Source organism: Streptomyces sp. NBC_01275, assembly GCF_026340655.1.
GTDB lineage: Bacteria > Actinomycetota > Actinomycetes > Streptomycetales > Streptomycetaceae > Streptomyces.
Genome location: NZ_JAPEOZ010000001.1, coordinates 4,965,146 through 4,987,906, shown reverse-complemented (window position 1 = coordinate 4,987,906; position 22,761 = coordinate 4,965,146). Strand labels below are relative to the sequence as shown.

Genomic DNA, 22,761 nt, shown 5'->3' with positions numbered 1-22,761 from the left:
GTGGCATCGGACTGGACAACCCACGGCCCGGCCGCCGTAACAAACCCCGGACGCGCCCCACGCGCCCCGACCGACACTGTGGGCGCCCTGTGAGATAGGCAAAGGGCGTGCCACGGTTGCCTGTTGAACCGGAAGTCCACGAAGAAGGAGCCAGAGAAGGGGACGGAGAAGGTGACGGAGAAGGGGGAAGAAGAGGCAAGAAGGGGACGGAGAGTTGTTGATGTTCCGTCCTGCGCCCGCTCAGGTCACCGGCGTTCCTCGGTCAGCGGGCGCGCCGGCGCCCGGCGGCGCCCGCCGGACTTCCTGCCGTCGGGCCACAGGCGCGGGCGGCGCTTCGCGGCCAGGTCCTCCGCCCATCCCGCACCCGTGATCATCAGGCCGATGAGCGGCCAGACCAGCAGGAACATCAGGAAGTTGTACGACGAGTCGAGCGCGGACACCGCCGTGTCGCTCTGCATGAACGGCAGGTCGTAGGCCAGGTCGATGATCGGCACGGTGGCCATGATCAGCAGGTTGTGCCAGAGGTAGATCGTCACGGCGCGGTTGTTGGACAGCGTCACCAGCGGGTCCCAGCGGCGCAGCCGTCCGGGCAGTTCCTTCCAGGACGGGGAGTACTGCAGGAGGATCACGACGAAACCGAAGGACCAGCAGGCCTGGGCCAGCGGGATGTCGTTCAGGTCCCAGCCGTCCGGCCCCAGATGACCCGAAGCCCACCACAGCGCGAAGGCCATCACCAGGGCCGAGGCGGAGACGGTCAGGTAACGCGGGATCCTCGCCAGCACGCCCTCGTGGTGGGCGAAGCCGAGGGTCCAGCAGGCGCCGTAGACCGCGAAGTCGGTGACGGCGTTGCCGGTCTCGCCGGGGATCGTGACGAGACCGGTGCCCACCACGGCGGTCAGGGCCAGCGGGGCGAGCACCGTCGCCCAGGGGGCCCGGCGGAAGGCCCACAACAGCAGCGGGGAGGCGATCACGAACCACAGATAGGCCCGCAGGTACCACAGCGGGCCCGCCGCCTGTACGGCCCAGGTCTGCTCCAGGAGCCCCGACTGGGACCCGAGCTGCCAGGGGAAGGGCGGGGCGCCGATCGGCACCACGTAGTCGAACAGCTCGACCAGGCCCCAGCCGCCCCCGTGGTCGGGGTCGTGCACGGGGTTCCACCCGGCCGCGAACATCAGCGTGAGCATCACCGCGCCGAACAGCCACATCGGGGGGAGCAGCCGGCGCAGCCGGCCCTTGATCACCCCGAGCGCCGGACGGCTGAGCGAGCGCGCCATCAGCGAGCCCGCGAGCGCGAACATCACGCCCATCGAGGGGAACAGGACGGTCAGCCAGGCCCAGCCGAACAGGTGGTACACGACGACCCGGACGAGAGCTATGGAACGCAGCAGGTCCAGATAGCGGTCCCGGCCGGAGGGGCGTGCGCCCGGCTGTGCGGGGGCGGCGGGGAGCGGGTCGCCGCCGGGGTGGGTTCCGCCGCCGACCGTGGGTGCGGGGTTCATACGGTGGAGCTCCAATCGGTGAGGTGCTGCCCCGCCGGGCCGGACGTGCCGCCGCCGGGCGCCTCGACGACACCGGTGCGGCGCAGCTTCTGCCAGCGCAGTCGGCCGCCGGTGAGGGCGGTGATCCAGGACTGGAGCAGGACGACGTACATCAGCTGGCGGTAGAGGAGCTGCTGGAGGGGGAGCGAGATCAGGTGTGTCATGCGCTCGCGGTCCAGCCGGAAGGCGTACGCCGCGCACACCGCCTGCACGGCGAGGACGCCCAGCCACGCCACCACGGTCTTCTGCGTCGGCCCGAAGACGATCCCGTACAGCAGGAAGACGTCGATGAGGGGGGCGAGGAGCGGGGCGACGACCATGAAGAGGGAGACGAGCGGCAGTCCGACGCGGCCGAAGCGGCCGGAGGGTCCCCTCTCGACGACCGCGCGGCGGTGCTTCCAGATGGCCTGCATGGTGCCGTAGGACCAGCGGTAGCGCTGGGACCACAGCTGCTGGACGGACTCCGGGGCCTCGGTCCAGGCGCGCGCCTTCTCGGCGTACACGACCTTCCAGCCGTCGCGGTGGAGGGCCATGGTGATGTCGGTGTCCTCGGCGAGCGTGTCGTCGCTCATGCCGCCGACCCGGTTCAGCGCGGTGCGGCGGAACGCGCCGACCGCGCCCGGGATGGTGGGCATGCAGCGCAGGACGTCGTACATCCGGCGGTCGAGGTTGAAGCCCATCACGTACTCGATGTGCTGCCAGGCGCCGATGAGGGTGTCCTTGTTGCCGACCTTGGCGTTGCCGGCGACGGCGCCGACGCGCGGGTCGGCGAAGGGCTGCACGAGTTCGCGGACGGTGGCGGGCTCGAAGACGGTGTCGCCGTCCATCATCACGATCAGGTCGTGCGAGGCGTTGGCGATGCCCCGGTTGAGCGCCGACGGCTTGCCCGCGTTGAGCTGCCGCACGACCCGTACGCCCGGCAGACCGAGGTTCTCCACGATCCGCGCGGTGCCGTCCGTCGAACCGTCGTCGACGACCACGACCTCGACGGGATGCTCGCTCGTCATCAGCGAACGCACCGTGTTCTCGATGCACTTGGCCTCGTTGTACGCCGGGACCAGCACCGACACGGGTTCGGTGACGGGTGCGTCCGGACCCCAGCGGAAGCCGTGCCGCCGGACCTTGCGCGCATGCGCCGCGGACAGCGCGAGCATGAGGAGGAACCGGCTGATCACCAGTGTGCCGACGACGGCCAGCCCGGCGGCGAGCACATCGGTCACGGTCTCCGACGCCCGGACGAGGAAGATCCAGGCCTTGCCCTTCCACAGGTCGGTCCCGGTGACCGGGGTGTGCGCGCTGGGGGCGCCCAGCGCCTCCGTCAGGTTGTCGAACCTGTAGCCCTCGGCCGCGAGCGTGGGCAGGAACCGGTCCAGGGCCTGCACGGTCTGGTGGCGGTCGCCGCCGGAGTCGTGCATCAGCACGATCGCGCCCTTGCCGCCGTGGGGCGTGGCGTTGCGGATGATCTCCCCGACGCCCGGCCTCTGCCAGTCCTCGCTGTCGGTGTTGTTGACGACGGTGATGTAGCCGCGGCTGCCGATGTACCGCGTCACGGGCCACGACTTGTCGTCCATGGCGTCGGCGAACGAGGAGTAGGGCGGGCGGAAGAGGGAGGTCCGGATACCCGCGGCCCCGGCGAGGGCCAGCTGGTTCTGGGTCAGCTCCCAGTCGATGCGCTTCTTCGACTGGTAGGAGAGGTCGGGGTGGTTGAAGGTGTGCAGGCCGATCTCGTGACCCTCGGCCACCATCCGCTCGACCAGGTCCGGATAGCGCGAGGCCATGGTGCCGGTGACGAAGAAGACGGCGTGCGCGTGGTGCTTCTTGAGCACGTCCAGCACCTTGGGCGTCCACTTCGGGTCCGGACCGTCGTCGAAGGTCAGGACGAGGTGATGGTCCGGGATCCGCAACGTGTCCGTCCGGCCGTTGCGGGTGTCGATCACGGGGCCGCCGTCGAGCACCGACTGCGGCACCTTGTCCGCGGACGCCTCGGGCTGGACGCGGTGGTCGGCCAGGATCTCGCTGTGGACGTACCCGCGCAGCATCAGCATCGCGACGAGGGCGACCAGGAGGAGTGCGGGAAGCAGCAGGCGCATGGGCACGCGGCGTCTGGACGCCGGTGAGGCCGGCGCGACGGGTCTGCGGCGGCGGTGGAAGAGGGGTGCCATCGGGCGGTGTGCTCCGGGGAGGAGTAGGAGAAACGATTCTGTTGTGACGTGGGGAGGGGAGGTCAGAGTCCCGTGCCGGAGTCCGTGCCGCCGTCGGCCTCGGAGGAGGAGGGGGAGGGTTCGGACGTCGGATGCTCCGAGGCGCCCGCGGAGGGTGAGGAGGTCGGCGACGGGGTGGGGCCGGCGCCCTCCGTCGCCGTCTCGGCCTGCGAGGGGACGGTGGCTCCGGAAGCGGACGGCACGGGCGTGGCGGACAAGCCCGGAGCCACGGTGCCGGCGGTCACGCCGGGGGCGGTGGTGGCGCTCCCCGCCGAGGACGCCGTACCGTCACCGGCCGAGGCGCCTGCGTCCGGCGTGGCGCCCGGCTCGGTGGCCGCCGTCTCGGAACCGGACGGCGTGGGCAACGGCTGGACCTCGACGGCGGGCGTCTCCTCCTGCTGGCCCGGTACCGGCAGCCACGGCGCGTCGGAACGGCCGGACAGCAAAGTGGCGACGATGACCCCGGCGTACAGCGCGCAGGCGGCGCCCACTCCGATGCCGAGCCGGCGCAGACGCTGGCCGCGCCGCCCGGTCTCGTCGACGAAGACCGGTCTGTCGCCCGCCGACCCGCCGGCAGCCGCTCCGGATCGGGGCCCGGGCAGGGCGCCGGGAGCCGCCCCGGTGATGACGACGTCGAGCTGGAGCGTCACCTCGCCCGAGTCGTGGGTGTGCTTCCGTTCGTCCTCGTCGAGGGGGATGCCGACGGGGACCGGTCGGGTCGCAGACGCAGACTGACGCTGCTTGGGTTGGGCGTCTTCTCGCCACATTCTCACGCGCGCACATTCCCCAGGTTCGATCGGGGCAGCGTAGGGACCCTGGGGACATGTCGACCATGTACGCCCAAAGCTGGTCGAACGAGCCCCAGATTAGATCGCATTCATCGGAGAACGTATCCCATGTGATGAAAATGTGTGCACGCTGCTCGGATTGTGGGCTTTGAGTGCACGTCACGGGTGGCTGAAACAGGTCGATGATCTTCCCCGAGCGCCGAGCTCCGAGCACCGAACCCGGGCCCCGAGCCCCGGGCCCCGGGCCCCGACTCGTCGCACTGCCCGGCCGGACAACCGGTGGACGCGGTGAGCAGCGTGGGAGGTGGGGCTGTTCGCCGCCTGGCGGTCCCAGCCCCGCCCGCCACGCCGATGACGACGACGGTCGGCAGGGGTGTCTCAGAGCCCGTACCGGCTCTTCAGGTGGCGCCAGAAGTCGCGGAGCATCCACTTGTCGAAGTCGGTGATCTGGGTGGCGGTGCCCGCGTTCATGAGGAAGCAGCACTGGCCGGTGGGGGTCCAGTCGTAGAAGTCGTCGAGGCCGAAGGTGTGGCCGACCTCGTGCAGGTAGATGTGGATGTTCTCCTGGTCGAGGGCGGCGGTGAAGTACTCCTGACCGACGCGCTGGCCCCAGTCGCCGCCGGCGCCGCCGCCGAAGCCCTTGGTGAGCCAGAGGGTCTGGTCGTAGTGGCGGGCGGTGCCGCCCGGGCACTTGGAGTAGTTGCCGTCCTGGTGGAAGAAGCGGCCGCAGTCGGGGGCGCACTGCGGGGCTCCGGCGTCGTCGAGGACGCCGGAGTAGATGTCGACCGAGTTGTCGGTCCACTGGAGGGTGGAGCGGTTCTTCACCGCCCAGCCGACGATGTTGACCGGGACGGTGGTGTACGGCCAGTTGTCGTAGCCCCGGCCGTTCTCCACCTGGGCGGCCATCCACTTGGCGAACTGCTTCTTCAGGGCCGCGTGGACGCGGTCGCGCAGGGCGGTGCTGACGGGGGCGTCGGACTCCCAGCGGACGCAGTAGTTGACGCTGCCCTTGTTGGCCATGACCTGGTCCCAGCCGTAGTTACGGAAGCCGTAGAGGTCGGGGTAGGTCGACGAGACGTGGTTCCAGACCTCGTTGAGGGGCTGGACCAGGTTGGCGGGCGGGTTCCACTCGTCGGCGGCCGCGGCGCGGGGAGCGGCGACTCCGGTCGCGTGGAACAGGAGGGCGGCCAGGGCCGCGAGGACGGTGAGCAGTCGGGCGAGGGGGCGTGCAAGGTGCCGTGCGGGGTGCCTGTGCATGGTGAACTCCTCGTGTGGGGTACGGGATTCACGTGCGCGCTCGCGTTCGGTCCTCTGTGCTTGGTTGGTTGTGCTTCGGTCGTCTGCGTTTCTGTCGTCTCTTCGTTGCCGCTCCCCCCGCCCCGGGTTGCCGCCTTCCGGCCGTAGCATCTGCGCCATGGGGGACTGGGGGATGCGCCCGGCCACCGCGGACGACGTCGAGGCCGTGGTGGAGATACGGGCTGTGGCGATGCGGGCGGATCTGGAGCGGCTCGGGCGGTACGACGAGCACCGGGTGCGGCAGCGGCTGCGGGACGGGTTCGTGCCCGCGCACACCCGGGTCGTCGAGGTCGACGGCGCCACGGGACCTGTCCTCGCCGGCTGTGTCGCCTTGCGCCCGGCAGACGACGACCCGCACGCGCCGGCGTACTGGCTGGAGCACTTCTATCTCGCCCCCTGGGCCCAGGGCCGGGGCATCGGCACGGCCGTCCTGCGCGAGTTGCTGGAGGACACCGACCGCGTCGACGCCCGCGTCCGTCTCAACGTCCTCCAGGGCAGCGCGGCCCGTCGGCTCTACGAACGGCACGGCTTCGTCCTCGACCGGGAGGACGCCGTCGACGTGTTCCTGGTACGGGAGTCGACTCCCCGGGCCGGTTGGTGAGCGGGTCCCTGATCCGGTGGTGAGCGGGTCCCCGGTCCGGTGGTGAGCCGGTCCCCGGTCCGGGTGGTTCGACGGCGAGTGCGGGGTGCGGGGGAGGCGCGGAGGCCATCATGAGCCGATGGCCCAGCCGGTGTTACCTCGCCTTCGCGCCCTCCTGACTCCGCTCCTCGCCGCCCTCGCCGCACTCGCCCTCCTTCTCGGGCCGGCCTGCGTCCCCGTGGGGCAGGGGGCGGGCGCGTCGACCGGGGCCTTCGGGGCGTACGTCGGGTACGAGGCGGCCGGGGTGCGGCGCATCGCGGGGCTCGACGGCTGGCTCGGGCCCGCCACCCCCCGCGTCGGGCACGCCTACCTCCCCGGCGACCGGTGGAGCAACATCGAGGGCGCGCCGAGGTACCTCGAGTACTGGGCACGCTGGCGCAAGGCCCGCGCCGACCGGCTGTTCGTGCTCAATGTGCCGATGCTGGAGCACACCGAGGAACAGGTTCCCGATCCGGGCGTGCGGGCCGAGCTGCGCCGGGGCGCGAGCGGGGCGTACGACGGGCACTTCCGGGCACTGGCTCGGCGGCTGGTCGCGCTCGGGTTGCCGGACGCCGTGCTCGTCCTGGGCTGGGAGATGAACGGCGTCACCTACACCCACCGCTGCGGTCCCGACCCGGCCGCCTGGAAGCGGTACTGGGCGCGGATCGTCGAGGCGATGCGGTCCGTGGACGGCGGTCAGCGGTTCCGTTTCGAGTTCACGCCCAGCCGGGGGCGGGACGCCGTCCCGTGGACCGCGTGCTACCCCGGCGACCGGTACGTCGACGTCCTCGGCATGGACGCCTACGACCAGCCCCACGGCATGTCCTTCGCGGAGCAGGTCGCCGAGCCGTACGGCCTGGCCGCGCACGTCCGGTTCGCCCGGGCGCACGGCAAGCCGGTCGCGTACCCCGAGTGGGGGCTGTACCGCAACGGCGACGACCCCGACTACGTACGCGGGATGCTCACCTGGTTCGCCCGGCACCTGCCGCTCTACCAGACCATCAGCGACTACTGCCCGCACGGCGTGTGGCAGTGCACGGAGAATCCCCGGTCGTCGGCCGTCTACCGGGAGCTGATGGCCGGGTCATGAACCTGGGCCGTTCGGCTGAAGCCACGGAGTGTCGGGCGGCCGCGTACCGCGCGTCCCCGATCGCTGATCCGATGATCGCAAGATGCGACGAGAACACCGTACGGGTCTCCAGAGTCTCCCGACCGGCTCCGCGCGCTCCGCCCGCTCGGCCTTCCTCCTCGCCCTATTCCTTGTTCTGCTCCTCGCCCTCCTCGTGGTACCCGCGGCCGTGCCCTCTGGTACCGCGTCCGCCGCCGTCGTCTCCGGTGCCGCCGACGGGGACGGCTGGTTCCGCAAGGCGACCGCCCGTGCCGTCCGCGCCCATGAGCGGGCCCGCGCACGGGTCGACCGTCTTCGGGAGGCCGACGCCCGCCCGCCGAAGATCGAGGCCGCCGAAGAGCGCCGTATGGCCATCCGGGCCGGTCTGTGGGACCTGCTGTGGGCGGTGGAGAGGAACGTGGGCGATCCGGTCGCCGTCGACCCGTCCGGGCGGGCCGGCCACTGCCCCGTACCCACCAGAAGCCACGCCCAGCAGCACCAGCGGCACCAGCGAAGCCCGAAGAAGAAGACACGGACGATGCAACGGACGAAGCCACGGACCTTGAAGACCCCGCAGGACCTCAAGAAGCCCCAGACCGTCCAGGTTCCCCAAGCCACCCAGGTTCCCAAGACCCCCCAAACCCCCCACCGCCCCTGGACCGCCCCCACCCGTGGCTACTGGCTCTCCGCCGGATTCGCCGCCCAGGGCTCGCGTTGGGCGCACCGGCACACCGGTCAGGACTTCGCCGTGGGCGCCGGCACGCCGGTGTACGCCGTCGGACCCGGCACCGTCCGCGCGACGACCTGCGGCGACGGCTTCGGGAACCAGGTGGTCGTCCGTCACCCCGACGGCTACTTCACCCAGTACGCCCATCTCTCCCACATCGACGTGCGCAAGGGCGGGCACGTGTCCGCCGGGCAGCGCATCGGCCTCTCCGGCGCGACCGGCAACGTCACCGGCCCGCACCTCCACTTCGAGGTGCGCATCACGCCGTACATGGGCTCCGCGGTACCGCCCCTGCCGTGGCTGCGGAGGAAGGACGTCCAGGTGATCCACTAGTCACCTGCCCCGTGGACACGCCTCGCCCCCATAGCCCATGCTCGCCGCATGATCCGAGCCGCCACCGTCGACGACGTCCCCGACATCCGCGCCATGATCCGCGAACTCGCCGCCTACGAACGGGCCGTGGAGCAGGCGCGGGCCACCGAGGAGCAGTTGCGGGAGGCGCTGTTCGGCGCGCACCCGGCCGCGTACGCGCTGATCGCCGAGGACGACGAGACCGCCCAGGCCGTCGGATTCGCCCTGTGGTTCCCGCGCTTCTCCACCTGGACCGGCACCCGGGGCATGCACCTGGAGGACCTGTACGTACGTCCCGACGCGCGCGGCGGGGGACACGGCAAGGCCCTGCTCGCCGCGCTCGCCGCCCTCTGCGCCCGCAGCGGCTACGAGCGCTTCGAATGGTGGGTCCTGTCCTGGAACGAGCCGACGATCGCCTTCTACAAGTCGCTCGGCGTGGAGTTCCTGGACGAGTGGAGGGTCTGCCGGCTCAGCGGGGCGCCTCTCGGCGAGCTCGCCGCCCAGGCCGGTCCGGTCCCGTCCCTGGACTGAATGCGGGGCTGCCCCGCCGACCTGGGGCAGCCCCGCGCTGCCGCCGGAGGGACGAGGTGCCGGACGCCTGCCATGACAGCCGGCCGAAGGTCCGACCTGTCGGCCCCGGCGCGTCCCGTCCCCCGGGCGGCGACTCCAGGCTGCCGTGCCGGGGGCGGCGGCGCACACCGGTGCGGGGAAGATCCGTATGCGTACCCGCGGGAGTGACCCCCGCGACCCGCCCTCAGCCCTACCTACGTACGTCTACGGCCCCGCCGCCGACGTCGGGATCTCGGTGCGCGAGGCGATCCCCAGCTTGGCGAGGATGTGCTCGACGTGGGCGTCCACGGTGCGTTTGGAGATGACGAGGCGCTCGGCGATCTCCCGGTTGGACAGGCCCTGCGCGACGAGCGCGGCGACCTCCCGCTCCCGCCGGGTGAGCACGTCCACCGAGCGGGACGCGGACCGGGACGCGGACCGGGACGCGGACCAGGGCTCGGAACGGCGCTCGGAACGGCGCTCGGACGGCCGTACATCGGCCGATACCGCGATCGCCACCTGCACCGCGTTCTCCACCTCCACCGCGACCTGCGACGGAACCGGCGCCGGGGTCTCCGCGTCCGCGCGCACCGCCTCCAGCACCTCCCGCCCCGACATCCGCCCGCCCGCGTCCCGCCACCGCTCGAACGCAGCCGCCCCCAACGCCGCCCGCACCGCCCGCTGCGCCGCCTCCTGCTCCTCGACCAGCCGGGGCAGCAACGCCACCGGATCCCCGCTGAGCCGGCGCGCGTTCTCCGCGTACCCGAGGAGCCAGCAGGCGCGGACGTGCCGTTCGCAGCGGGCCGCGTGCCAGGCGAGGCCCAGGCAGGCCAGCGCGGCGACCAGCACCTCGCCGATCTCGCTCGCGGCCTCCAGGCCCCGGCGCAGACACTCCTCGCCCTCCGCCTCCCGGCCGGTCAGCATGAGGATCACGCCCTGGGTGGTCACGGTGGACGCGTACAGCTGCCGTTCGCCCCGGCCCTCCAGATACGCCAGGCCCGTCGCGCACAGCTCCAGCGCGCCCTCGGTGTCCCCGAACACCGCCCGCAGCAGGGCGGCCTCGTAGTGGACGACGCCGATGGCGAGGCCGTCGCCCGACGCCACGATGCGCAGCCGCGCCGACTCCACCTGCGCCAGCCCCTGCTCCACGGCCCCGCCGAACGCCGTCAGCGCGCCCAGATACGCCTCCGCGGACACCTCCACCCGCGGCTCTCCGACCCGCCGTGCCATGTCGCAGGCCTGCGGGAACCGGTCCAGGGCGGTCTCCATGTCCGCCGTCCACATGGCGAAGATCCCCGTCATGTGCAGCCCCCAGGCCCGCTCGGGGCAGTCCTGCGGTACGAGGTCCAGCGCCTTGTCGATCCAGTGCCGGCCCTCCGACAGCGTGCCCGCGGCCCGCCAGTACGGCCCCAGCCGCGTCGCCAGCCACAGCGCCTCCACCGCCCGCCCCGGCGCCGCGCACCCGTACTCCAGGGCCGCCCGCACATCGGCCGTCTCCTCCCGCACCGCCCGATGCAGCGCGGCCTGCGCGGGGCTCAGGAACTCGTCCCAGAACCGTCCGACGAGCCCCTCGTAGTACGCGAAATGCCGCTCCCGTACGGCGTCGGCGGCGCCCTCCGCCCCGGCCGGGCACCCGGCGCCGTACTCACGGATGGTGTCCAGCAGCCGGTAGCGGTCGCCGTCCTCGCCGATGCGCTGCACGACCGACTTGTCCACCAGCCCGATCAGCGCCTCGACGACCTCCCCGGCGGGCAACTCACCGCCCCCGCAGATCCGTTCGGCCGCCGACAGCTCGAAGGACCCGGCGAACACGGACAGCCGCGCCCACAGCAGCCGCTCCTGCGCGGTGCACAGGCCGTAGGACCAGTCGATGGCCGTGCGCAGCGTCTGATGCCTGGTCAGGGCGGTGCGGCGGCCGCCGGTGAGGACCTCGAAACGCTGGTCGAGGCGGGCCACCAGCTCCGCGAGCGACACCGCGCGCAGCCGTACGGCGGCGAGTTCGAGGGCGAGGGGGATGCCGTCGAGGCGGTCGACCAGGGCGAGCGTGCGCGGCCGGTCGGCGTCGGTGAGGGCGGCGACGGCCGAGGCCCGCTGCAGAAACAGCTCCACGGCGTCGTCCCTGCTCAGCGGGGTGATGGGCACGCAGTGCTCGCCGGGCACGTCGAGCGGCTGACGGCTGGTGGCGAGCACGCTCAGCCCCGGCGCCTCGCGCAGCAGGATGTCGCTGAGCATCGCGCACGCGTCGACCAGGTGCTCGCAGGTGTCCAGCACCAGCAGCATCCGCCGCCCCCGCAGATGCTCGACGACGGCGTCCAGCGGGGTCATCCCGGGCTGCTCGGGCAGCTCGAGGACGCCCGCGAGGGTGGCGGGCACCAACTCCGGGTCGTGCAGCGCGGACAGCTCCACCAGCCACACCCCGTCCGCGTACCGGGCCGCCGCCGCGCCGGCCGCCCGCAGTGCCGTACGGCTCTTGCCGACCCCGCCCGGACCGACCAGCGTGACCAGCCGGAACCGGGCCAACGCGGCTCTGATCAGCCCGAGTTCCTCGACCCGACCGACGAAGCCGGTCATCTCCACGGGGAGTTGCCCACCCCGTCGCTGCCCGAACCCGAATCCCATGCCGCCCCCGCACCTGCCCTGCGCCGATCTGCACCGGTCTTCACCGATCTTCACCGATCATCCATCACAGCGTAAGCACGCGGCTGCCTAGCGTGAACGGCGCGGCCGGACGCCGGTGCGCCGCCGCGGATACGTAGGTATCCCCCGGGACGGGGACGGTGGGCGAACGCCTGCGCGAGGGGTGAACCCGGGGCTAGGAGGAGACGGGTGGGCGGTACGCGGCCAGCGCCCAGATCACGAACACGTCGGTGGCGATCAGGATGATCGACCAGATCGGCGCGTACTGCAGGAACAGGAACTGCAGGATCAGGTTCAGCGAGGCCAGCAGGATGCCGGTGAGGCGGGCCCACTCGGCGCCCCTGAGGATGCTCCCGCCGACCACGGCCGTCACGACGCCCACGCTCAGCAGGAGCCAGCCCCAGCCGGTGAGGTTGATCTTGTAGACGTAGTCGCCGAGGTCGGCGTACACGTCGTCCTCCGCGATCGCCGAGATGCCCTGGAGGACGGCGAGGACGCCGTTCACCAGCATCAGCACGCCGGCGAAGACCACCCCGCCGCCGGCCAGTCCGCCGTGCGTCGGCGGGAGCGTACCGGTGCCCTGGTGAGAGGGGTCCCAGACCGGGGACCTCGGCGAGGAGTGGGACTGCGGCTGACCACTCATGGCGTATCCCGTCCGTCGTCGTCCGGCTGCTTCTCCGAGCATCCGTCCGGACGGGGGAGACCACCACGAGGAGTGCGCCGTACGGGTGAGCCCGGCATGCGGGCGGGGGCGGGCGGGCCTTCACTGGAGGGAGGTCCGCACCCGTTCATTCAGTTCATTCAGTTCATTCAGTTCATTCAGTTCACCAGGAGGCGACATGTCCGCTCACCGCACGCGCCCCGCCGTGAAGGGCGTGGCGCTCGCGGCGGCCTGTGTCGCCGCCCTGGCCGGTCTCACCGGCTGCTCGGACGACAGCAGCCCCTCGTCCGTCGCCAGCAAGGCCGCCTCCGCGGCCTCCTCCGCGGTTGCCTCCGCGGCGCAGTCGGTGGGCGGCGAGGTCACCGCGGCCGCGTCCTCGCTGGCCGCACAGGCCTCGGAGGCTTACGCGTCGGCGACCGCGGAGGCGGGCCGCAAGCTGGACGACATCAAGGGGGGCGTCGACGTCACGGGCGATGTGAAGCTGGGCACGCCGGGCAAGGACTCCGACGGCCGCAGCACCGTCGAGGTGACCGCATCCAACACCGTCGACTCCACGAAGTCCTTCAGCGTCCAGGTCGACTTCACCGACACGAGCGGCAACTGGCTCGACACCGTCCTCGTCACCGTCTCCGACGTCCCCGCCGGAAAGACCGGCACGGCCACGGCCCACAGCAACCGCACGCTGTCGGGCGAGGTGAAGGCGAAGGCGGCCAGAGCGGTGCGCTACTGAGGCAGGTGGACGGGTGAACGGGCCCTGGGCAAGGTGGGCCCCGCCGAGGTGGGCCCCGCCGAGGTGGGCCCTGGCAAGGTGGGCCCTGGCAAGGTGGGCCCTGGCGAGGTGGGCCCTCACGCCATCCAGAAGAAGACGGCCGTCATTCGCTTCTCCTCCAGCGTCGTGCCGGAGTAACCGGTCGCGCTGTGCACGAGGTTGGCGTTGTACAGCAGCAGCCGGTTGTACTTGTGCGGCACGCGTACGTCCTCCTCGAAGGCGTCCGGGGCGACGAACCGGGTGCCGAGCGCGTCGACGAGGTTGTTGTGCGGGGCCTGCACGACATTGCCGCCGAGCCGTCCGCCCGGCAGGGACTGCCGGTAGAAACTGGTCCCGCAGTCCTTGGGCACGCCGGGGTTGAGATACAGCACGGCCGCGTACCGGCACAGCGCGCGCGAGTCGGAGTGCGGCCGGGGCGTGCTCTCGCCCTCGCCGACGACCTGGATGCAGTTGTGGTTGAGGGTCCCGCCCCCGGGAGCCTGCTGCACCCACAGCTTCTGCGCGCCGGTCGCCTTCCTCACCAGCCGCTCCACCCGCCCGAGTTCACTCGGCTCCAGCCCCGGCATGGTGCGCAGTCCGGGCCAGCTCTCCGAGGTGTACGGGTACCCCTTCACCCAGTCGTCCTTCGCCAGACACCGCTCGCGCACGGCGGCGATGTCGGCCTCGGGGAAGACGTCGTCGATCACCCAGTAGTCGCGGCCCTTGGTGGGCTTGCGGTAAGGGAGGACGGGGAGCGGGGCGGCGGCTCGGGCGGGACGCACAGGCCCCCCGGGTCGCAGTGGCATGGACATGCTGCGAATGTAGGTCGGGGGTTCGCAAGGCTTCTCCCGCTATTTCCCCCGGACTCCGCCCCGAAGTGGTCAACGTTTCGTAGAAGAGGTCAACGCGTCGTCAACCGGCCTCGAGTTCACACCACACCAGCTTCCCCCGATGCCCGAACCTCGACAGCGGATGCCACCCCCAGACCTTGCTGCAGGCCCCGACCAGGGCGAAGCCGCGTCCGCTCTCGGCGTCGAGCAGCTCCTCCAACCGCCGCGGCGGCTCGGGCGGTGCGGGATCCGCATCCCAAGCCCCGACCTGCAACACCCCCTCCGACAACCGCACCCGCAGACAGGCCGGCCCCACCGTGTGCCGCACGGCGTTGGAGACCAACTCCGAGGCGACGAGCTCGGCGGTGTCCGTGAGCCGGGAGAGGCCGTGGAGGCTGAGGATCATCCGGAGGGTACGGCGCGAGACGGTGACGGCGCGGGCGTCCTGGGGATGTAGAGGGAGTACTCCCAGGAGTCGGGGGTGGGGGTGGGGGCGGTTTCGGGCATGGTTCAGCTCCAGGCGGGGGTGGGTGTCGGGATGTGCGGAGGGGGCGGTGGCAGTGCCGCAGCCGTCATGGCAGGACGGAGTCGGTGCGCTTTCGCAGCGTGAACTTCGCATCACCGACGGTAGACCTTAGATTTAAGAGTCGGCAAGCCGGTCGCGTAATCTGACACCCGAACGAGGAGCGCTGCCCAGCGTGTTGAATCGAGGAGCGGTCGATGGGGACCAAGCGGGAGCCCACCGCGCGACAGATGCGGCTGGCCGTGGAACTGCGCAGACTCCGCGAAGCGGCAGGCCTCAGCGCCCGTGAGGCTGCGGCGCTGCTCGGCGTGAACTCTGTACAGATCAGCCAGATCGAGTCCGGCGTCTCGGGCGTGAGCGAGACGCGGCTACGCAGACTCGCGGGGCATTACGTCTGCACGGACGAGGCGTTCATCGACGCCTTGGTCGCGTTGGCGACCGACCGGACGCGCGGTTGGTGGGAGGAGTACCGGGGCCTACTGCCCGCACCCTTCCTGGACTTGTCGGAGCTGGAGCACCACGCCTTGTCCCTGCGCGAGGTGTCCATCCTGTTCGTACCGGGTCTCTTGCAGACGGAGAACTATGCCCGTGCCCTCTTCTCGTCCAGGGTGCCCGAACTGACGCCCGAAGGGCTCGAGTTGCGTGTCCGCCACCGCATGGCACGCCAGGAGATCACCATCCCGTACGAGGCGGTGATCCACGAGTCAGCCCTACGCATCAGGGTCAGTGACCGCACCGCTTCACAGGCTCAACTCGTCCGTCTCGCCGAGCTTTCCGAAGCGGACAACATCACCTTGCGCGTCATCCCCTTCGACCTGGACGGATTCTCCAGAGCCGCCAGCAGCATGACGTACGCGGGTGGCCCCCTGCCCAAACTGGACACGGTGGTGCGTGACGCCCCGCACGGCTCGACCTTCATCCACTCCGAAGACCAGCTCAGCGCCTATCGAACACGTTTCCATAAAGTGGAGGCTGCATCCCTCGACCCCGAACGGTCGCGTGACTTCATCCACAAGCTGGCAAACGAGCTGTGAGGCACCCCATGCCCCTCCCCGACAACTGGCAGAAGTCGTCCCACTCAGGCGAGGGCGACGGAAACAGCTGCCTCGAACTCGCCGCCACCCCCACCACCCTCCACCTCCGCGAATCCGACACCCCCACCACCATCCTCACCACGACCCCCACCCCCCTCGCCCACCTCCTGGAAGGCATACGCGCCGGCTCGCTCCGGTGTTAGCCAGGGAGCGTAAGGCGGCCTCCAAAGCCAGGGGCCGGTACAACTCGCTACAGCCGCAGCAGGGACGTCTGGGCTTCAAGAGCTTTGGCGTCCTGCTGGCCTTTATGGACCCCGATGCGCTTGAGGAGTCGCCAGGCCGTGGTTTCCGTCGCCGAGGCTCGGGCGGCCTCGGTGTACTGTGCCTTGGCCTCATCCGAGACACCGATGGCGGACAAGATGCGTTCGACGGCTGTCGCACTGGCTGCCAGCTTCGCATTTTCAATCTTGGACAGCTTGGATGGAGACATGAGAGCGCTGCGGGCCACTGCTTTGGCTTCCTTGCCGGATGCCACTCGCAGAGCCCGCAGCGCGGCTCCAAGCTGTGCTCTGTTCACGTCCCGTGCTTAGCCCACCAGCTGGCGAACGGTTCCGCGTGCGCAAGTGCCACATCGCGGTACCGAATGAATTCCGCAGTTCGAACCTGAGATATCCCGTGAGCGGACGGGATAGACTGTGAACCCGGTAGACTCGCTTCCCTTTTCCGATATGCGAGCGGAGTTCTTCGACCCAGCCCGCATTACAGTCAGCCGGCTGCGAATTTCCGGCCAAAAACGCGTGATAGGCGTCGACGTTTCCGGAATTGCTGTAGTCGTTGAGACGTGACGTAGATCGTCGGGCAGTCCTTGAGGTCGCACGTACTGGGGCTCGTGGCTCACGCCCCCTCCCCCAGCACCCGTTCCACCAGCTGCACCTGGACCGCCGTAAGCCTCGGGTCGGCGAACTCGACCGTCCGGTCGGCGGCGGTTCCGTCGGCTTCGACGGTCAGGGTGTAGTGGTAGCCGTCGGGAACGCCGGGCGTGGGGCCGGGGGGTGTCGTGGTGAGGACTTCGCGGGCGAGGCGTTCCAGATCGGCCCCGTCGGGCCGGCCGGAGGTGTCCAGCTCGGCCCAGCGGGGCACGGGGAGCAGACCGCCGCTCCTGGTCACGCGGATGCGCATGGCGCTCCCGGCGACGACGGTGCGGGCGTACGGCGGAGGTCGCGGAGGTCACGCTCCATTGACGTTCACCCCCACGTCCGACCAGGCCTTCATGACCGCGTCGAGCTCGGACCGGGTGCCGTAGAGGTGCTCCGCGACGTCCGCCGTGACATGCGCGAACTGCTCGAAGGTGGCGTTCTCGGCGAGTCGGCCGGAGGTGATCGTGTCGTACCAGATCTTGCCGGCCCGCTCCCAGGCGTAGCCGCCGATGGCGACCGCGGTCAGGTAGAAGGCGTGGTTGGGGATGCCGGAGTTGATGTGCACTCCGCCGTGGTCGAACGTGCCGCGCACATAGTGGGTCATGTGGCTGGGCTGCGGGTCGGCGCCGCCCAGCTGGGCGTCGTCGAAGGCCGTGCCCGGCGCCTTCATGGAGCGCAGCGCCTGGCCGCGCACCGCCGGGGTGAACAGGCCCGCGCCGATCAGCCAGTCGGCTTCGTCGGCGTTCTGGCGGCGGGCGTACTGCTTGACGAGCGAGCCGAAGACATCGGAGATCGACTCGTTGAGCGCGCCGGCCTGGTCCTGGTACACGAGACCCGCGGTGTACTGCGTGACGCCGTGGGTGAGCTCGTGGGCGACGATGTCGTGGGAGATGGTGAAGTCGTTGAAGACGATGCCGTCCCCGTCGCCGAAGACCATCTGCTGGGTGTCCCAGAACGCGTTGTTGAACCGGCGACGGTAGTGGACCGTGGCGTCCAGCGGGAGGTTGGCGTCGTCGATGGAGTGGCGGCCGTAGACCTCCTTGAAGAAGTCGAAGGTCAGGCCGAGGCTCTCGTAGGCACGGTTGGCCGTGCCGTCCAGCACCGGCTGGCCCCCTTCCTCCCGGACGACGTCGCCGGGCAGCTCCGCGGTGTGGTGGGTGTCGTAGATCGTGCGCTGGAGGACGAAGTCCTCGGGCATGGCGGGCGAGACCAGGCTCGGCGTGGCGACCCTGTTCGCCCGGAACTCGGCGTCGATGGCCAGGGTGTTGCGGGCGGCCTCGCGTACGTGGGGATCGTCGGCCTCGGTCAGTTTGTGCAGGATGTACGGCGGCAGGATGCCGCATACGACGCGGCGTCCGGTCGGCGTGCCGTGCGTACCGGACTTCTGGGGCTCCGACATCTCAGCCTCCGTTGAAGCTGTGCACATGGTCGGAGGTCGTGACCTCGAACTGGTGCATGTTGATGGTGCGGCACTGGGTGCTGGAGGTCTTCTCGCACCACTCGAACCGCTGCGGCGGAACGAGTTCGGGGAAGGTGCCTCCCCATTCGACGCCGTCGTCGGTGTGGGCGTAGGCGTACCAGAAGCGGTTCACGGCGTCGGCGTCGCCGCCGTACACGATGACTTCCTGGCCTGGGGCGATCTGCCACCAGCCCTTCTTCAGCCAGTCGCCGCCGTCGGGACAGTTGGGGAAGGACCACTCGACCATCGCCCAGATGGTCGCCTGGTAGTTGTTCCTGAATCGCATGGCCATGGCGCGACCTCCTGACTGGAGTTCACTGGACCTCACATGGAGGGGGCTTGCTTGCGGACTGCGGGCTTGGAGCCGCCGGCCTTGAGGTCGACGTCCGCTCCCGCGGTGGGGCGCGCCTCGGTAGCGCCTGCCCTGACGTTTCCTGCGGCTGCCCTCGCGGCCAGAGCCCGGTCCAGCGATTCCTCGCTGGAGTCGGTGGTCGGATCAGCCTGGGCGGAGGAGTCGTAAGTCATGGGGGTGCTCCAGACCTGAAGCAAGGGGGTGAATGCGGGGGTGAATGCGGGGGTGAAACAGAGGTGACGGCAGAGGTGGTCACGGGGTCCCGGGCGTGGGGACCGGGACCAAGGGCCGCGAGGTCACCGCGATCTCGGTGACGCGGGCCGGATCAGTCCCACACGTCCCAGTTTGCGCCTGGACGCCTCATCGTGCATGCGGAGGACGGGTGCTAGCGTCCGGCAGCGTGAACGACGGTGTGTACGTGGGCAATGCGGGCAGGGACGCGGCACTGGACCGGGGGTGGCTCCTCGGGCACTTCAAGGATGCCGACGATCCCCGCCACAGCGAGGCGGTCGAGATCAAGTGGGGGGTGCACCCCCGCGGCGACGAGCGGGCGGAGTGGGTGAAGGGCGAGGAGCGCACGGCCCTACTGGTGCTCGTCAGCGGCCGGTTCTGCGTTCAACTACCCGGTCGGGACGTCGTTCTGGAACGGCAGGGCGACTACGTCCTGTGGGGTCGGGGCGTCGACCACTCCTGGCGCGCGGAGGAGGAGTCGGTCGTGCTGACCGTCCGGTGGCCGTCCGTCCCCGGGTATGCGGTGGGCGCGGAGCTGTGACGGTCACTCCTTCCAGGCGGTCACCTCGTCCCCCACCGCCGCCTTCCCCGGCCGCCGCACCGTGAAGTACGCGCCGAAGACGATCCCGCCGTCCGCCCGCCGGTAGTCGGCGAGGGTGCGCAGGGGCTCCGGGCTCGCCCGGCGGCCGGTCTCCTGGTCGACCATCGTGATGGCGCAGCGCACGGTGAGCTCGGTGAGGGCCAGCTCCAGCGGGCCGTCGGCCGCGTCGGCCCCGGCGATCGTCATACGACGGGCGTCGTCCTCCGTGTGGGGCGCCGTCCAGCCGTCGACGACGAGGTTGGGGCGGAAGCGGTTCATGGGGAGGGGCGGGACGCCGCGTTCGGCGAGTCTGCGGTTCAGTTCGTCCAGGCTCGCGCGGGAGACGACGTGCAGGCGGCTGTGGTTGGCGACCGGAAGCGCACCCGGGGCTCCGACGTCCGTCGGCTGCTCCCTTCGCCGTACCCGGAGCAGCCTGGTCGGTCGGCCCAGCACCTCCGTCAGCCAGCCGGCCGCCGCGTCCCCCTGGTCGACGCCCCCGTACGACCGCCCCGGCAGCGTCACCGACTCGCCCGGCTCCCCGGACACCCGGACCTCCCCGCACCCCGGCGCCCGCAGGGTGAGCGAGCCGGGTCCGGGTCCGGGTTCGGGGCCGAGTTCTGGGGTGATCAGCGCGAGCCTCGGGTCTCCCCACTGCCAGCGCAGCTCCCTCGCCTCGTCGACGACCACGTACTCACGGTCGTGCTCCAGCCCGTCGGCCGTGACCCGGGACGCGGCGACCGCGACCCCGGCACACCCCTTCACCGGGTAGTACGTGACCCCAACTATTCTCGCCATGCGACGCCCCCCGTCAGCCCGTCAACTCGTCACCCATGCCCGCGCGAAACCGTCGTACCCGTTCCGCCCGGCAAGTTTTTACGAACTCCAGTGAAACCGAACAGCTTCGCGTCCGTACTTCTCAGTAGTCCGACCCCGCCGAAGCCTCACCCACCGGCGGATCCCCGACGGGCAGGAGGAACGGTGCAACTTTCGCGGAACGCGATGGGAACTCTTTTCGTGGGCGGCGCTCTGACCCTGACACTGGGCGCGCTCGCATACCCATCGATGCTCGGCCTGGACACCGTGTCGACCTCGACCGACCGGGTCATCGCCAACACCCAGTGGGGGCCGTTGACGGAGGGCGACAGAGACTTCGTGGTCAAGGTGCGGGCCGCCGGACTGTGGGAGTACCCGGTGGGGCAGATCGGGCTGCAGAAGGGGCAGAGCAAGGCGGTTCTCACCGCCAGTGAGCACCTCATCGACGGGCACGCGGCGCTGGACATCACCTGCCGCAAGATCGCGCCGATGCTGAACATCACGCTCCCCAACATCGCCAGCCCGCAGCAGGAGGGGTTCGTCAACACCCTCAAGGCGGACAGCGGCAAGCAGTTCGACGTCGACTTCGCCAACATCCTGCGCCTGACCCACGGCTCGATCTTCAACACGGTGGCGAAGATCCGGTCCACCACCAAGAACTCGCTGGTGCGCGCCCTGGCCGACCAGGCCAACGACACCGTGCTCGACCACATCACGGTGATGGAGAAGACCGGCCTGGTCGACTTCGACACCACTCTGTTCCAGCAGACCACCCCGCCGAAGCTGCCCAAGTCGGACCTGACCCCGCCGGCCCCGGCCCCGGGCCAGCCCATGGTCGTGCTCACCCCGCCGCCGAACGCCACGTCCACTCCGGTGGCGATCGACGGCGTCCCGGCGACCGGCAACTAAGCCCCACACGCGCAACCCCCGCACCGCCCCCGCGCGGCCCCTACGCGAGCCAGACCGTCGTGTCGGGGCCGACCCTCCCGTCGCCGTCCAGGGGGACGCTGCTCAGCAGCACCTCCCCGGGCGGCAACGGCACGGCCGCGTCCGACAGGTTGGCGACACACCGCCAGCCGTCGGAGCGGGCGAAGGCCAGCACGCCGGGCCGGTCCGCGTCCGCCCAGGTCAGCTCCTCCCCGGCGAGCAGCTTGCGGCGCAGCCGCAGGGCCGTGCGGTACAGCTCCAGGGTCGAGCCCTCGACACCCGCCTGCGCCGCGACGGCGTACCGCGCGAAGTACGGCGGCTGCGGCAGCCACGCACCGCCCGCCCCGAAGCCGTACGACTCTCCCGTCGACGTCCACGGCAGCGGCACCCGGCAGCCGTCGCGGCCCTTGCGGACGTGACCCGTCTGCTCCCACAGCGGATCCTGAAGCACCTCAAGAGGCAGGTCGGCGACCTCGGGCAGCCCGAGCTCCTCCCCCTGGTAGAGGTACGACGATCCCGGCAGCGCCAGCATCAGCAGCGTCGCCGCCCGGGCCCGGCGCAGACCCGCCGCCTCGTCCACGCCCGGAGCGCGGCCGTCCGCCAGCAGCCAGGCGTTGTCGTCCGTGCCCGGCGGCAGCATCAGACGGGAGGGGTGGCGTACGACGTCGTGGTTGGAGAGCACCCAGGTCGCGGAGGCGCCGACGGTGCGGGCCGTGGCAAGGGAGTCGGCGATCACCGCACGGATCTCCTCCGCGTCCCACCCCGCCTGGAGGTACTCGAAGTTGAAGGCCTGGCCGAGTTCCTCGGGGCGGGCGTACAGCGCGCGGCGGGCGCCTGGGACCCAGGCCTCGGCGACGGCCGTGCGGGGCGGGGAGTAGGAGTCGAGGATGCGGCGCCAGTCGCGGTAGATCGCGTGGACCTCGTCGCGGTCGTAGAGCGGATGGGCGCCGGGGGGCAGGGTCGCCAGGGCCGTCTCGCCGTTCTGCGCGAGGGGGCCCAGGTCGCGGAGCGGCTCGCGCAGGTCCTTGGCGAGGCCGTGGGCGACGTCCACGCGGAAGCCGTCGACGCCCCGGTCGGACCAGAAGCGCAGGGTGGTGCGGAAGTCGGCGCGGACCTCCTCGCAGTCCCAGTTCAGATCGGGCTGCTCCCGGGTGAACAGATGCAGATACCACTGTCCGTCCGCGACCCGCCGCCAGGCGCTGCCGCCGAACACGGACTGCCAGTCGGTGGGCGGCAGTTCGCCGCTCGCGCCCCGGCCGTCGCGGAAGACATAGCGGTCGCGGGCCGGGGAGCCGGGTCCGTCCCGCAGCGCCTCCTGGAACCACGCGTGCCGGTGGGAGGTGTGGTTGGGCACCAGGTCGACGATCACCTTCAGGCCCAGCCGGTGCGCCTCGGCGGCCAGCGCGTCGAAGTCGGCCAGGGCGCCCAGGCGCGGATCGACGTCCCGGTGGTCGGCGACGTCGTAGCCGCCGTCGGCCAGTTCGGACGGGTAGAAGGGGCTGAGCCAGAGCGCGTCCACACCGAGGTCGGCGAGATGACCCAGCCGCTCGGTGACGCCCCGGAGGTCCCCGAGACCGTCGCCGTCGGCGTCGGCGAAGCTGCGCGGATACACCTGGTAGACGACGGCCTGACGCCACCAGTCGGGGCTGCGAGGGGAGAAGTCAGTCGTGGAGGTCACGGCGGTCATGGAGGTCACGGCGGTCATGGAGGTCATGGGCAGAAGACTGTCCATTCCTCCGGAAAAGTGAACGTACGCACCCTTCGGAACAGATCAGGAATGGATCACTCCGTACATGGCGAACCCGTGACGGAATCTTGAACTCCTCGGGGTTTGACCCAGGTTGACAGCCATCTAGCTGGGCGACGACCATG

The 22,761-nt window shown here is 70.8% G+C and carries 22 protein-coding genes and 3 pseudogenes; 9 read left to right on the top strand and 16 right to left on the bottom strand.

The window, feature by feature from the left end; all coding sequences use genetic code 11:
- Window positions 1-245 precede the first annotated feature (245 nt).
- From OG562_RS21975 to OG562_RS21960, 4 genes are all read right to left on the bottom strand, one after another.
- Entirely contained in the window at window positions 246-1,499 is a 1,254-nt protein-coding gene (locus OG562_RS21975) for an acyltransferase (protein WP_266400343.1), read from the bottom strand.
- Window positions 1,496-3,628: a glycosyltransferase gene (locus OG562_RS21970; RefSeq protein WP_266400342.1), complete on the bottom strand. Its 2,133-nt coding sequence runs from the start codon at window positions 3,626-3,628 to the stop codon at window positions 1,496-1,498. The genes OG562_RS21975 and OG562_RS21970 overlap by 4 nt, the downstream gene beginning before the upstream one ends.
- 134 nt (window positions 3,629-3,762) lie before the next feature.
- Entirely contained in the window at window positions 3,763-4,506 is a 744-nt protein-coding gene (locus OG562_RS21965) for a hypothetical protein (RefSeq protein ID WP_266400341.1), read from the bottom strand.
- A gap of 399 nt (window positions 4,507-4,905) precedes the next feature.
- Complete coding sequence (locus OG562_RS21960) at window positions 4,906-5,784, bottom strand: hypothetical protein (RefSeq protein WP_266400339.1); 879 nt, start codon at window positions 5,782-5,784, stop codon at window positions 4,906-4,908.
- 157 nt (window positions 5,785-5,941) lie between these two features.
- On the opposite strand from OG562_RS21960, the gene OG562_RS21955 reads away from it, so the two are divergent.
- The 4 genes from OG562_RS21955 (at window position 5,942) to OG562_RS21940 (ending at window position 9,159) form a co-directional block, all read left to right on the top strand.
- Complete coding sequence (locus OG562_RS21955; RefSeq protein WP_266400337.1) at window positions 5,942-6,424, top strand: GNAT family N-acetyltransferase; 483 nt, start codon at window positions 5,942-5,944, stop codon at window positions 6,422-6,424.
- 118 nt (window positions 6,425-6,542) lie between these two features.
- Complete coding sequence (locus OG562_RS21950) at window positions 6,543-7,532, top strand: glycoside hydrolase family 26 protein (RefSeq protein ID WP_266400335.1); 990 nt, start codon at window positions 6,543-6,545, stop codon at window positions 7,530-7,532.
- Window positions 7,533-7,614: 82 nt separating this feature from the next.
- A complete protein-coding gene (locus OG562_RS21945) occupies window positions 7,615-8,610 on the top strand; it encodes a M23 family metallopeptidase (protein WP_266400332.1) in 996 nt (331 codons plus the stop codon).
- Between the two features lie 48 nt (window positions 8,611-8,658).
- Complete coding sequence (locus tag OG562_RS21940) at window positions 8,659-9,159, top strand: GNAT family N-acetyltransferase (RefSeq protein ID WP_266400329.1); 501 nt, start codon at window positions 8,659-8,661, stop codon at window positions 9,157-9,159.
- Between the two features lie 243 nt (window positions 9,160-9,402).
- Here OG562_RS21940 and OG562_RS21935 read toward each other — a convergent pair whose 3' ends face one another.
- Window positions 9,403-11,796 (bottom strand): LuxR C-terminal-related transcriptional regulator, encoded by a 2,394-nt coding sequence (locus tag OG562_RS21935; protein ID WP_266400327.1) that lies wholly within the window; start codon window positions 11,794-11,796, stop codon window positions 9,403-9,405.
- Between the two features lie 193 nt (window positions 11,797-11,989).
- Window positions 11,990-12,457 carry a hypothetical protein gene (locus OG562_RS21930; RefSeq protein WP_266400325.1) on the bottom strand — a complete coding sequence of 156 codons (468 nt, stop codon included), beginning with the start codon at window positions 12,455-12,457 and terminating at the stop codon, window positions 11,990-11,992.
- A 196-nt stretch (window positions 12,458-12,653) separates the two neighbouring features.
- Between OG562_RS21930 and OG562_RS21925 the strand changes: the two genes are divergently transcribed.
- On the top strand, window positions 12,654-13,205 hold the full coding sequence (locus tag OG562_RS21925; RefSeq protein ID WP_266400323.1) for a hypothetical protein: 552 nt from the start codon (window positions 12,654-12,656) through the stop codon (window positions 13,203-13,205).
- A gap of 116 nt (window positions 13,206-13,321) precedes the next feature.
- Here the strand turns inward: OG562_RS21925 and OG562_RS21920 are convergent, their stop codons facing one another.
- Both OG562_RS21920 and OG562_RS21915 read right to left on the bottom strand, forming a co-directional pair.
- Window positions 13,322-14,029: a DUF6445 family protein gene (locus tag OG562_RS21920; RefSeq protein ID WP_266409455.1), complete on the bottom strand. Its 708-nt coding sequence runs from the start codon at window positions 14,027-14,029 to the stop codon at window positions 13,322-13,324.
- Window positions 14,030-14,135: 106 nt separating this feature from the next.
- Window positions 14,136-14,560, bottom strand: a pseudogene (locus OG562_RS21915) (ATP-binding protein).
- 213 nt (window positions 14,561-14,773) lie between these two features.
- On the opposite strand from OG562_RS21915, the gene OG562_RS21910 reads away from it, so the two are divergent.
- Window positions 14,774-15,610 (top strand): helix-turn-helix transcriptional regulator, encoded by an 837-nt coding sequence (locus OG562_RS21910; RefSeq protein ID WP_266400321.1) that lies wholly within the window; start codon window positions 14,774-14,776, stop codon window positions 15,608-15,610.
- An 8-nt stretch (window positions 15,611-15,618) separates the two neighbouring features.
- Window positions 15,619-15,813: a DUF397 domain-containing protein gene (locus OG562_RS21905; protein WP_266400319.1), complete on the top strand. Its 195-nt coding sequence runs from the start codon at window positions 15,619-15,621 to the stop codon at window positions 15,811-15,813.
- 50 nt (window positions 15,814-15,863) lie between these two features.
- Here OG562_RS21905 and OG562_RS21900 read toward each other — a convergent pair.
- The 6 genes and pseudogenes from OG562_RS21900 to OG562_RS21875 form a co-directional block, all read right to left on the bottom strand.
- A pseudogene (locus OG562_RS21900) lies at window positions 15,864-16,187 on the bottom strand (helix-turn-helix domain-containing protein); the annotation flags it as partial.
- Window positions 16,184-16,449 (bottom strand): annotated as a pseudogene (locus tag OG562_RS21895) (DUF6879 family protein); the annotation flags it as partial. The pseudogenes OG562_RS21900 and OG562_RS21895, both read right to left, overlap by 4 nt.
- Window positions 16,450-16,504: 55 nt before the next feature.
- Window positions 16,505-16,789, bottom strand: a complete 285-nt coding sequence (locus OG562_RS21890; RefSeq protein WP_266400317.1) for a protealysin inhibitor emfourin — start codon at window positions 16,787-16,789, stop codon at window positions 16,505-16,507.
- A 48-nt stretch (window positions 16,790-16,837) separates the two neighbouring features.
- A complete protein-coding gene (locus OG562_RS21885) occupies window positions 16,838-17,926 on the bottom strand; it encodes a M4 family metallopeptidase (protein WP_266400315.1) in 1,089 nt (362 codons plus the stop codon).
- 1 nt (window position 17,927) lies between these two features.
- On the bottom strand, window positions 17,928-18,278 hold the full coding sequence (locus tag OG562_RS21880; protein ID WP_266400314.1) for a DUF1036 domain-containing protein: 351 nt from the start codon (window positions 18,276-18,278) through the stop codon (window positions 17,928-17,930).
- 32 nt (window positions 18,279-18,310) lie between these two features.
- A complete protein-coding gene (locus OG562_RS21875) occupies window positions 18,311-18,511 on the bottom strand; it encodes a hypothetical protein (protein ID WP_266400313.1) in 201 nt (66 codons plus the stop codon).
- A 227-nt stretch (window positions 18,512-18,738) separates the two neighbouring features.
- On the opposite strand from OG562_RS21875, the gene OG562_RS21870 reads away from it, so the two are divergent.
- The gene (locus tag OG562_RS21870) at window positions 18,739-19,110 is read left to right on the top strand and encodes a signal peptidase I (protein WP_266400312.1); all 372 of its coding nucleotides are present in this window, start codon (window positions 18,739-18,741) and stop codon (window positions 19,108-19,110) included.
- A gap of 3 nt (window positions 19,111-19,113) precedes the next feature.
- Here OG562_RS21870 and OG562_RS21865 read toward each other — a convergent pair whose 3' ends face one another.
- Window positions 19,114-19,944, bottom strand: coding sequence for an MOSC domain-containing protein (locus OG562_RS21865; RefSeq protein ID WP_266400311.1), 831 nt, complete (start codon window positions 19,942-19,944; stop codon window positions 19,114-19,116).
- Window positions 19,945-20,148: 204 nt separating this feature from the next.
- Here OG562_RS21865 and OG562_RS21860 point away from each other — a divergent pair, with 204 nt between their 5' ends.
- Complete coding sequence (locus tag OG562_RS21860; RefSeq protein ID WP_266400310.1) at window positions 20,149-20,871, top strand: DUF4142 domain-containing protein; 723 nt, start codon at window positions 20,149-20,151, stop codon at window positions 20,869-20,871.
- 40 nt (window positions 20,872-20,911) lie between these two features.
- Here OG562_RS21860 and OG562_RS21855 read toward each other — a convergent pair whose 3' ends face one another.
- Complete coding sequence (locus tag OG562_RS21855) at window positions 20,912-22,576, bottom strand: glycoside hydrolase family 13 protein (RefSeq protein WP_266409454.1); 1,665 nt, start codon at window positions 22,574-22,576, stop codon at window positions 20,912-20,914.
- Window positions 22,577-22,761 lie beyond the last annotated feature (185 nt).

Bases quoted from the DNA above. Each gene is read 5' to 3' on its own strand.
- OG562_RS21975 (WP_266400343.1), bottom strand. From the start codon at position 1,499: ATGAACCCCGCACCCACGGTCGGCGGCGGAACCCACCCCGGCGGCGAC.
- OG562_RS21970 (WP_266400342.1), bottom strand. From the start codon at position 3,628: ATGCGCCTGCTGCTTCCCGCACTCCTCCTGGTCGCCCTCGTCGCGATG.
- OG562_RS21965 (WP_266400341.1), bottom strand. From the start codon at position 4,506: ATGTGGCGAGAAGACGCCCAACCCAAGCAGCGTCAGTCTGCGTCTGCG.
- OG562_RS21960 (WP_266400339.1), bottom strand. From the start codon at position 5,784: ATGCACAGGCACCCCGCACGGCACCTTGCACGCCCCCTCGCCCGACTG.
- OG562_RS21955 (WP_266400337.1), top strand. From the start codon at position 5,942: ATGGGGGACTGGGGGATGCGCCCGGCCACCGCGGACGACGTCGAGGCC.
- OG562_RS21950 (WP_266400335.1), top strand. From the start codon at position 6,543: ATGGCCCAGCCGGTGTTACCTCGCCTTCGCGCCCTCCTGACTCCGCTC.
- OG562_RS21945 (WP_266400332.1), top strand. From the start codon at position 7,615: ATGCGACGAGAACACCGTACGGGTCTCCAGAGTCTCCCGACCGGCTCC.
- OG562_RS21940 (WP_266400329.1), top strand. From the start codon at position 8,659: ATGATCCGAGCCGCCACCGTCGACGACGTCCCCGACATCCGCGCCATG.
- OG562_RS21935 (WP_266400327.1), bottom strand. From the start codon at position 11,796: ATGGGATTCGGGTTCGGGCAGCGACGGGGTGGGCAACTCCCCGTGGAG.
- OG562_RS21930 (WP_266400325.1), bottom strand. From the start codon at position 12,457: ATGAGTGGTCAGCCGCAGTCCCACTCCTCGCCGAGGTCCCCGGTCTGG.
- OG562_RS21925 (WP_266400323.1), top strand. From the start codon at position 12,654: ATGTCCGCTCACCGCACGCGCCCCGCCGTGAAGGGCGTGGCGCTCGCG.
- OG562_RS21920 (WP_266409455.1), bottom strand. From the start codon at position 14,029: ATGCCACTGCGACCCGGGGGGCCTGTGCGTCCCGCCCGAGCCGCCGCC.
- OG562_RS21910 (WP_266400321.1), top strand. From the start codon at position 14,774: ATGGGGACCAAGCGGGAGCCCACCGCGCGACAGATGCGGCTGGCCGTG.
- OG562_RS21905 (WP_266400319.1), top strand. From the start codon at position 15,619: ATGCCCCTCCCCGACAACTGGCAGAAGTCGTCCCACTCAGGCGAGGGC.
- OG562_RS21890 (WP_266400317.1), bottom strand. From the start codon at position 16,789: ATGCGCATCCGCGTGACCAGGAGCGGCGGTCTGCTCCCCGTGCCCCGC.
- OG562_RS21885 (WP_266400315.1), bottom strand. From the start codon at position 17,926: ATGTCGGAGCCCCAGAAGTCCGGTACGCACGGCACGCCGACCGGACGC.
- OG562_RS21880 (WP_266400314.1), bottom strand. From the start codon at position 18,278: ATGGCCATGCGATTCAGGAACAACTACCAGGCGACCATCTGGGCGATG.
- OG562_RS21875 (WP_266400313.1), bottom strand. From the start codon at position 18,511: ATGACTTACGACTCCTCCGCCCAGGCTGATCCGACCACCGACTCCAGC.
- OG562_RS21865 (WP_266400311.1), bottom strand. From the start codon at position 19,944: ATGGCGAGAATAGTTGGGGTCACGTACTACCCGGTGAAGGGGTGTGCC.
- OG562_RS21860 (WP_266400310.1), top strand. From the start codon at position 20,149: ATGGGAACTCTTTTCGTGGGCGGCGCTCTGACCCTGACACTGGGCGCG.
- OG562_RS21855 (WP_266409454.1), bottom strand. From the start codon at position 22,576: ATGACCGCCGTGACCTCCACGACTGACTTCTCCCCTCGCAGCCCCGAC.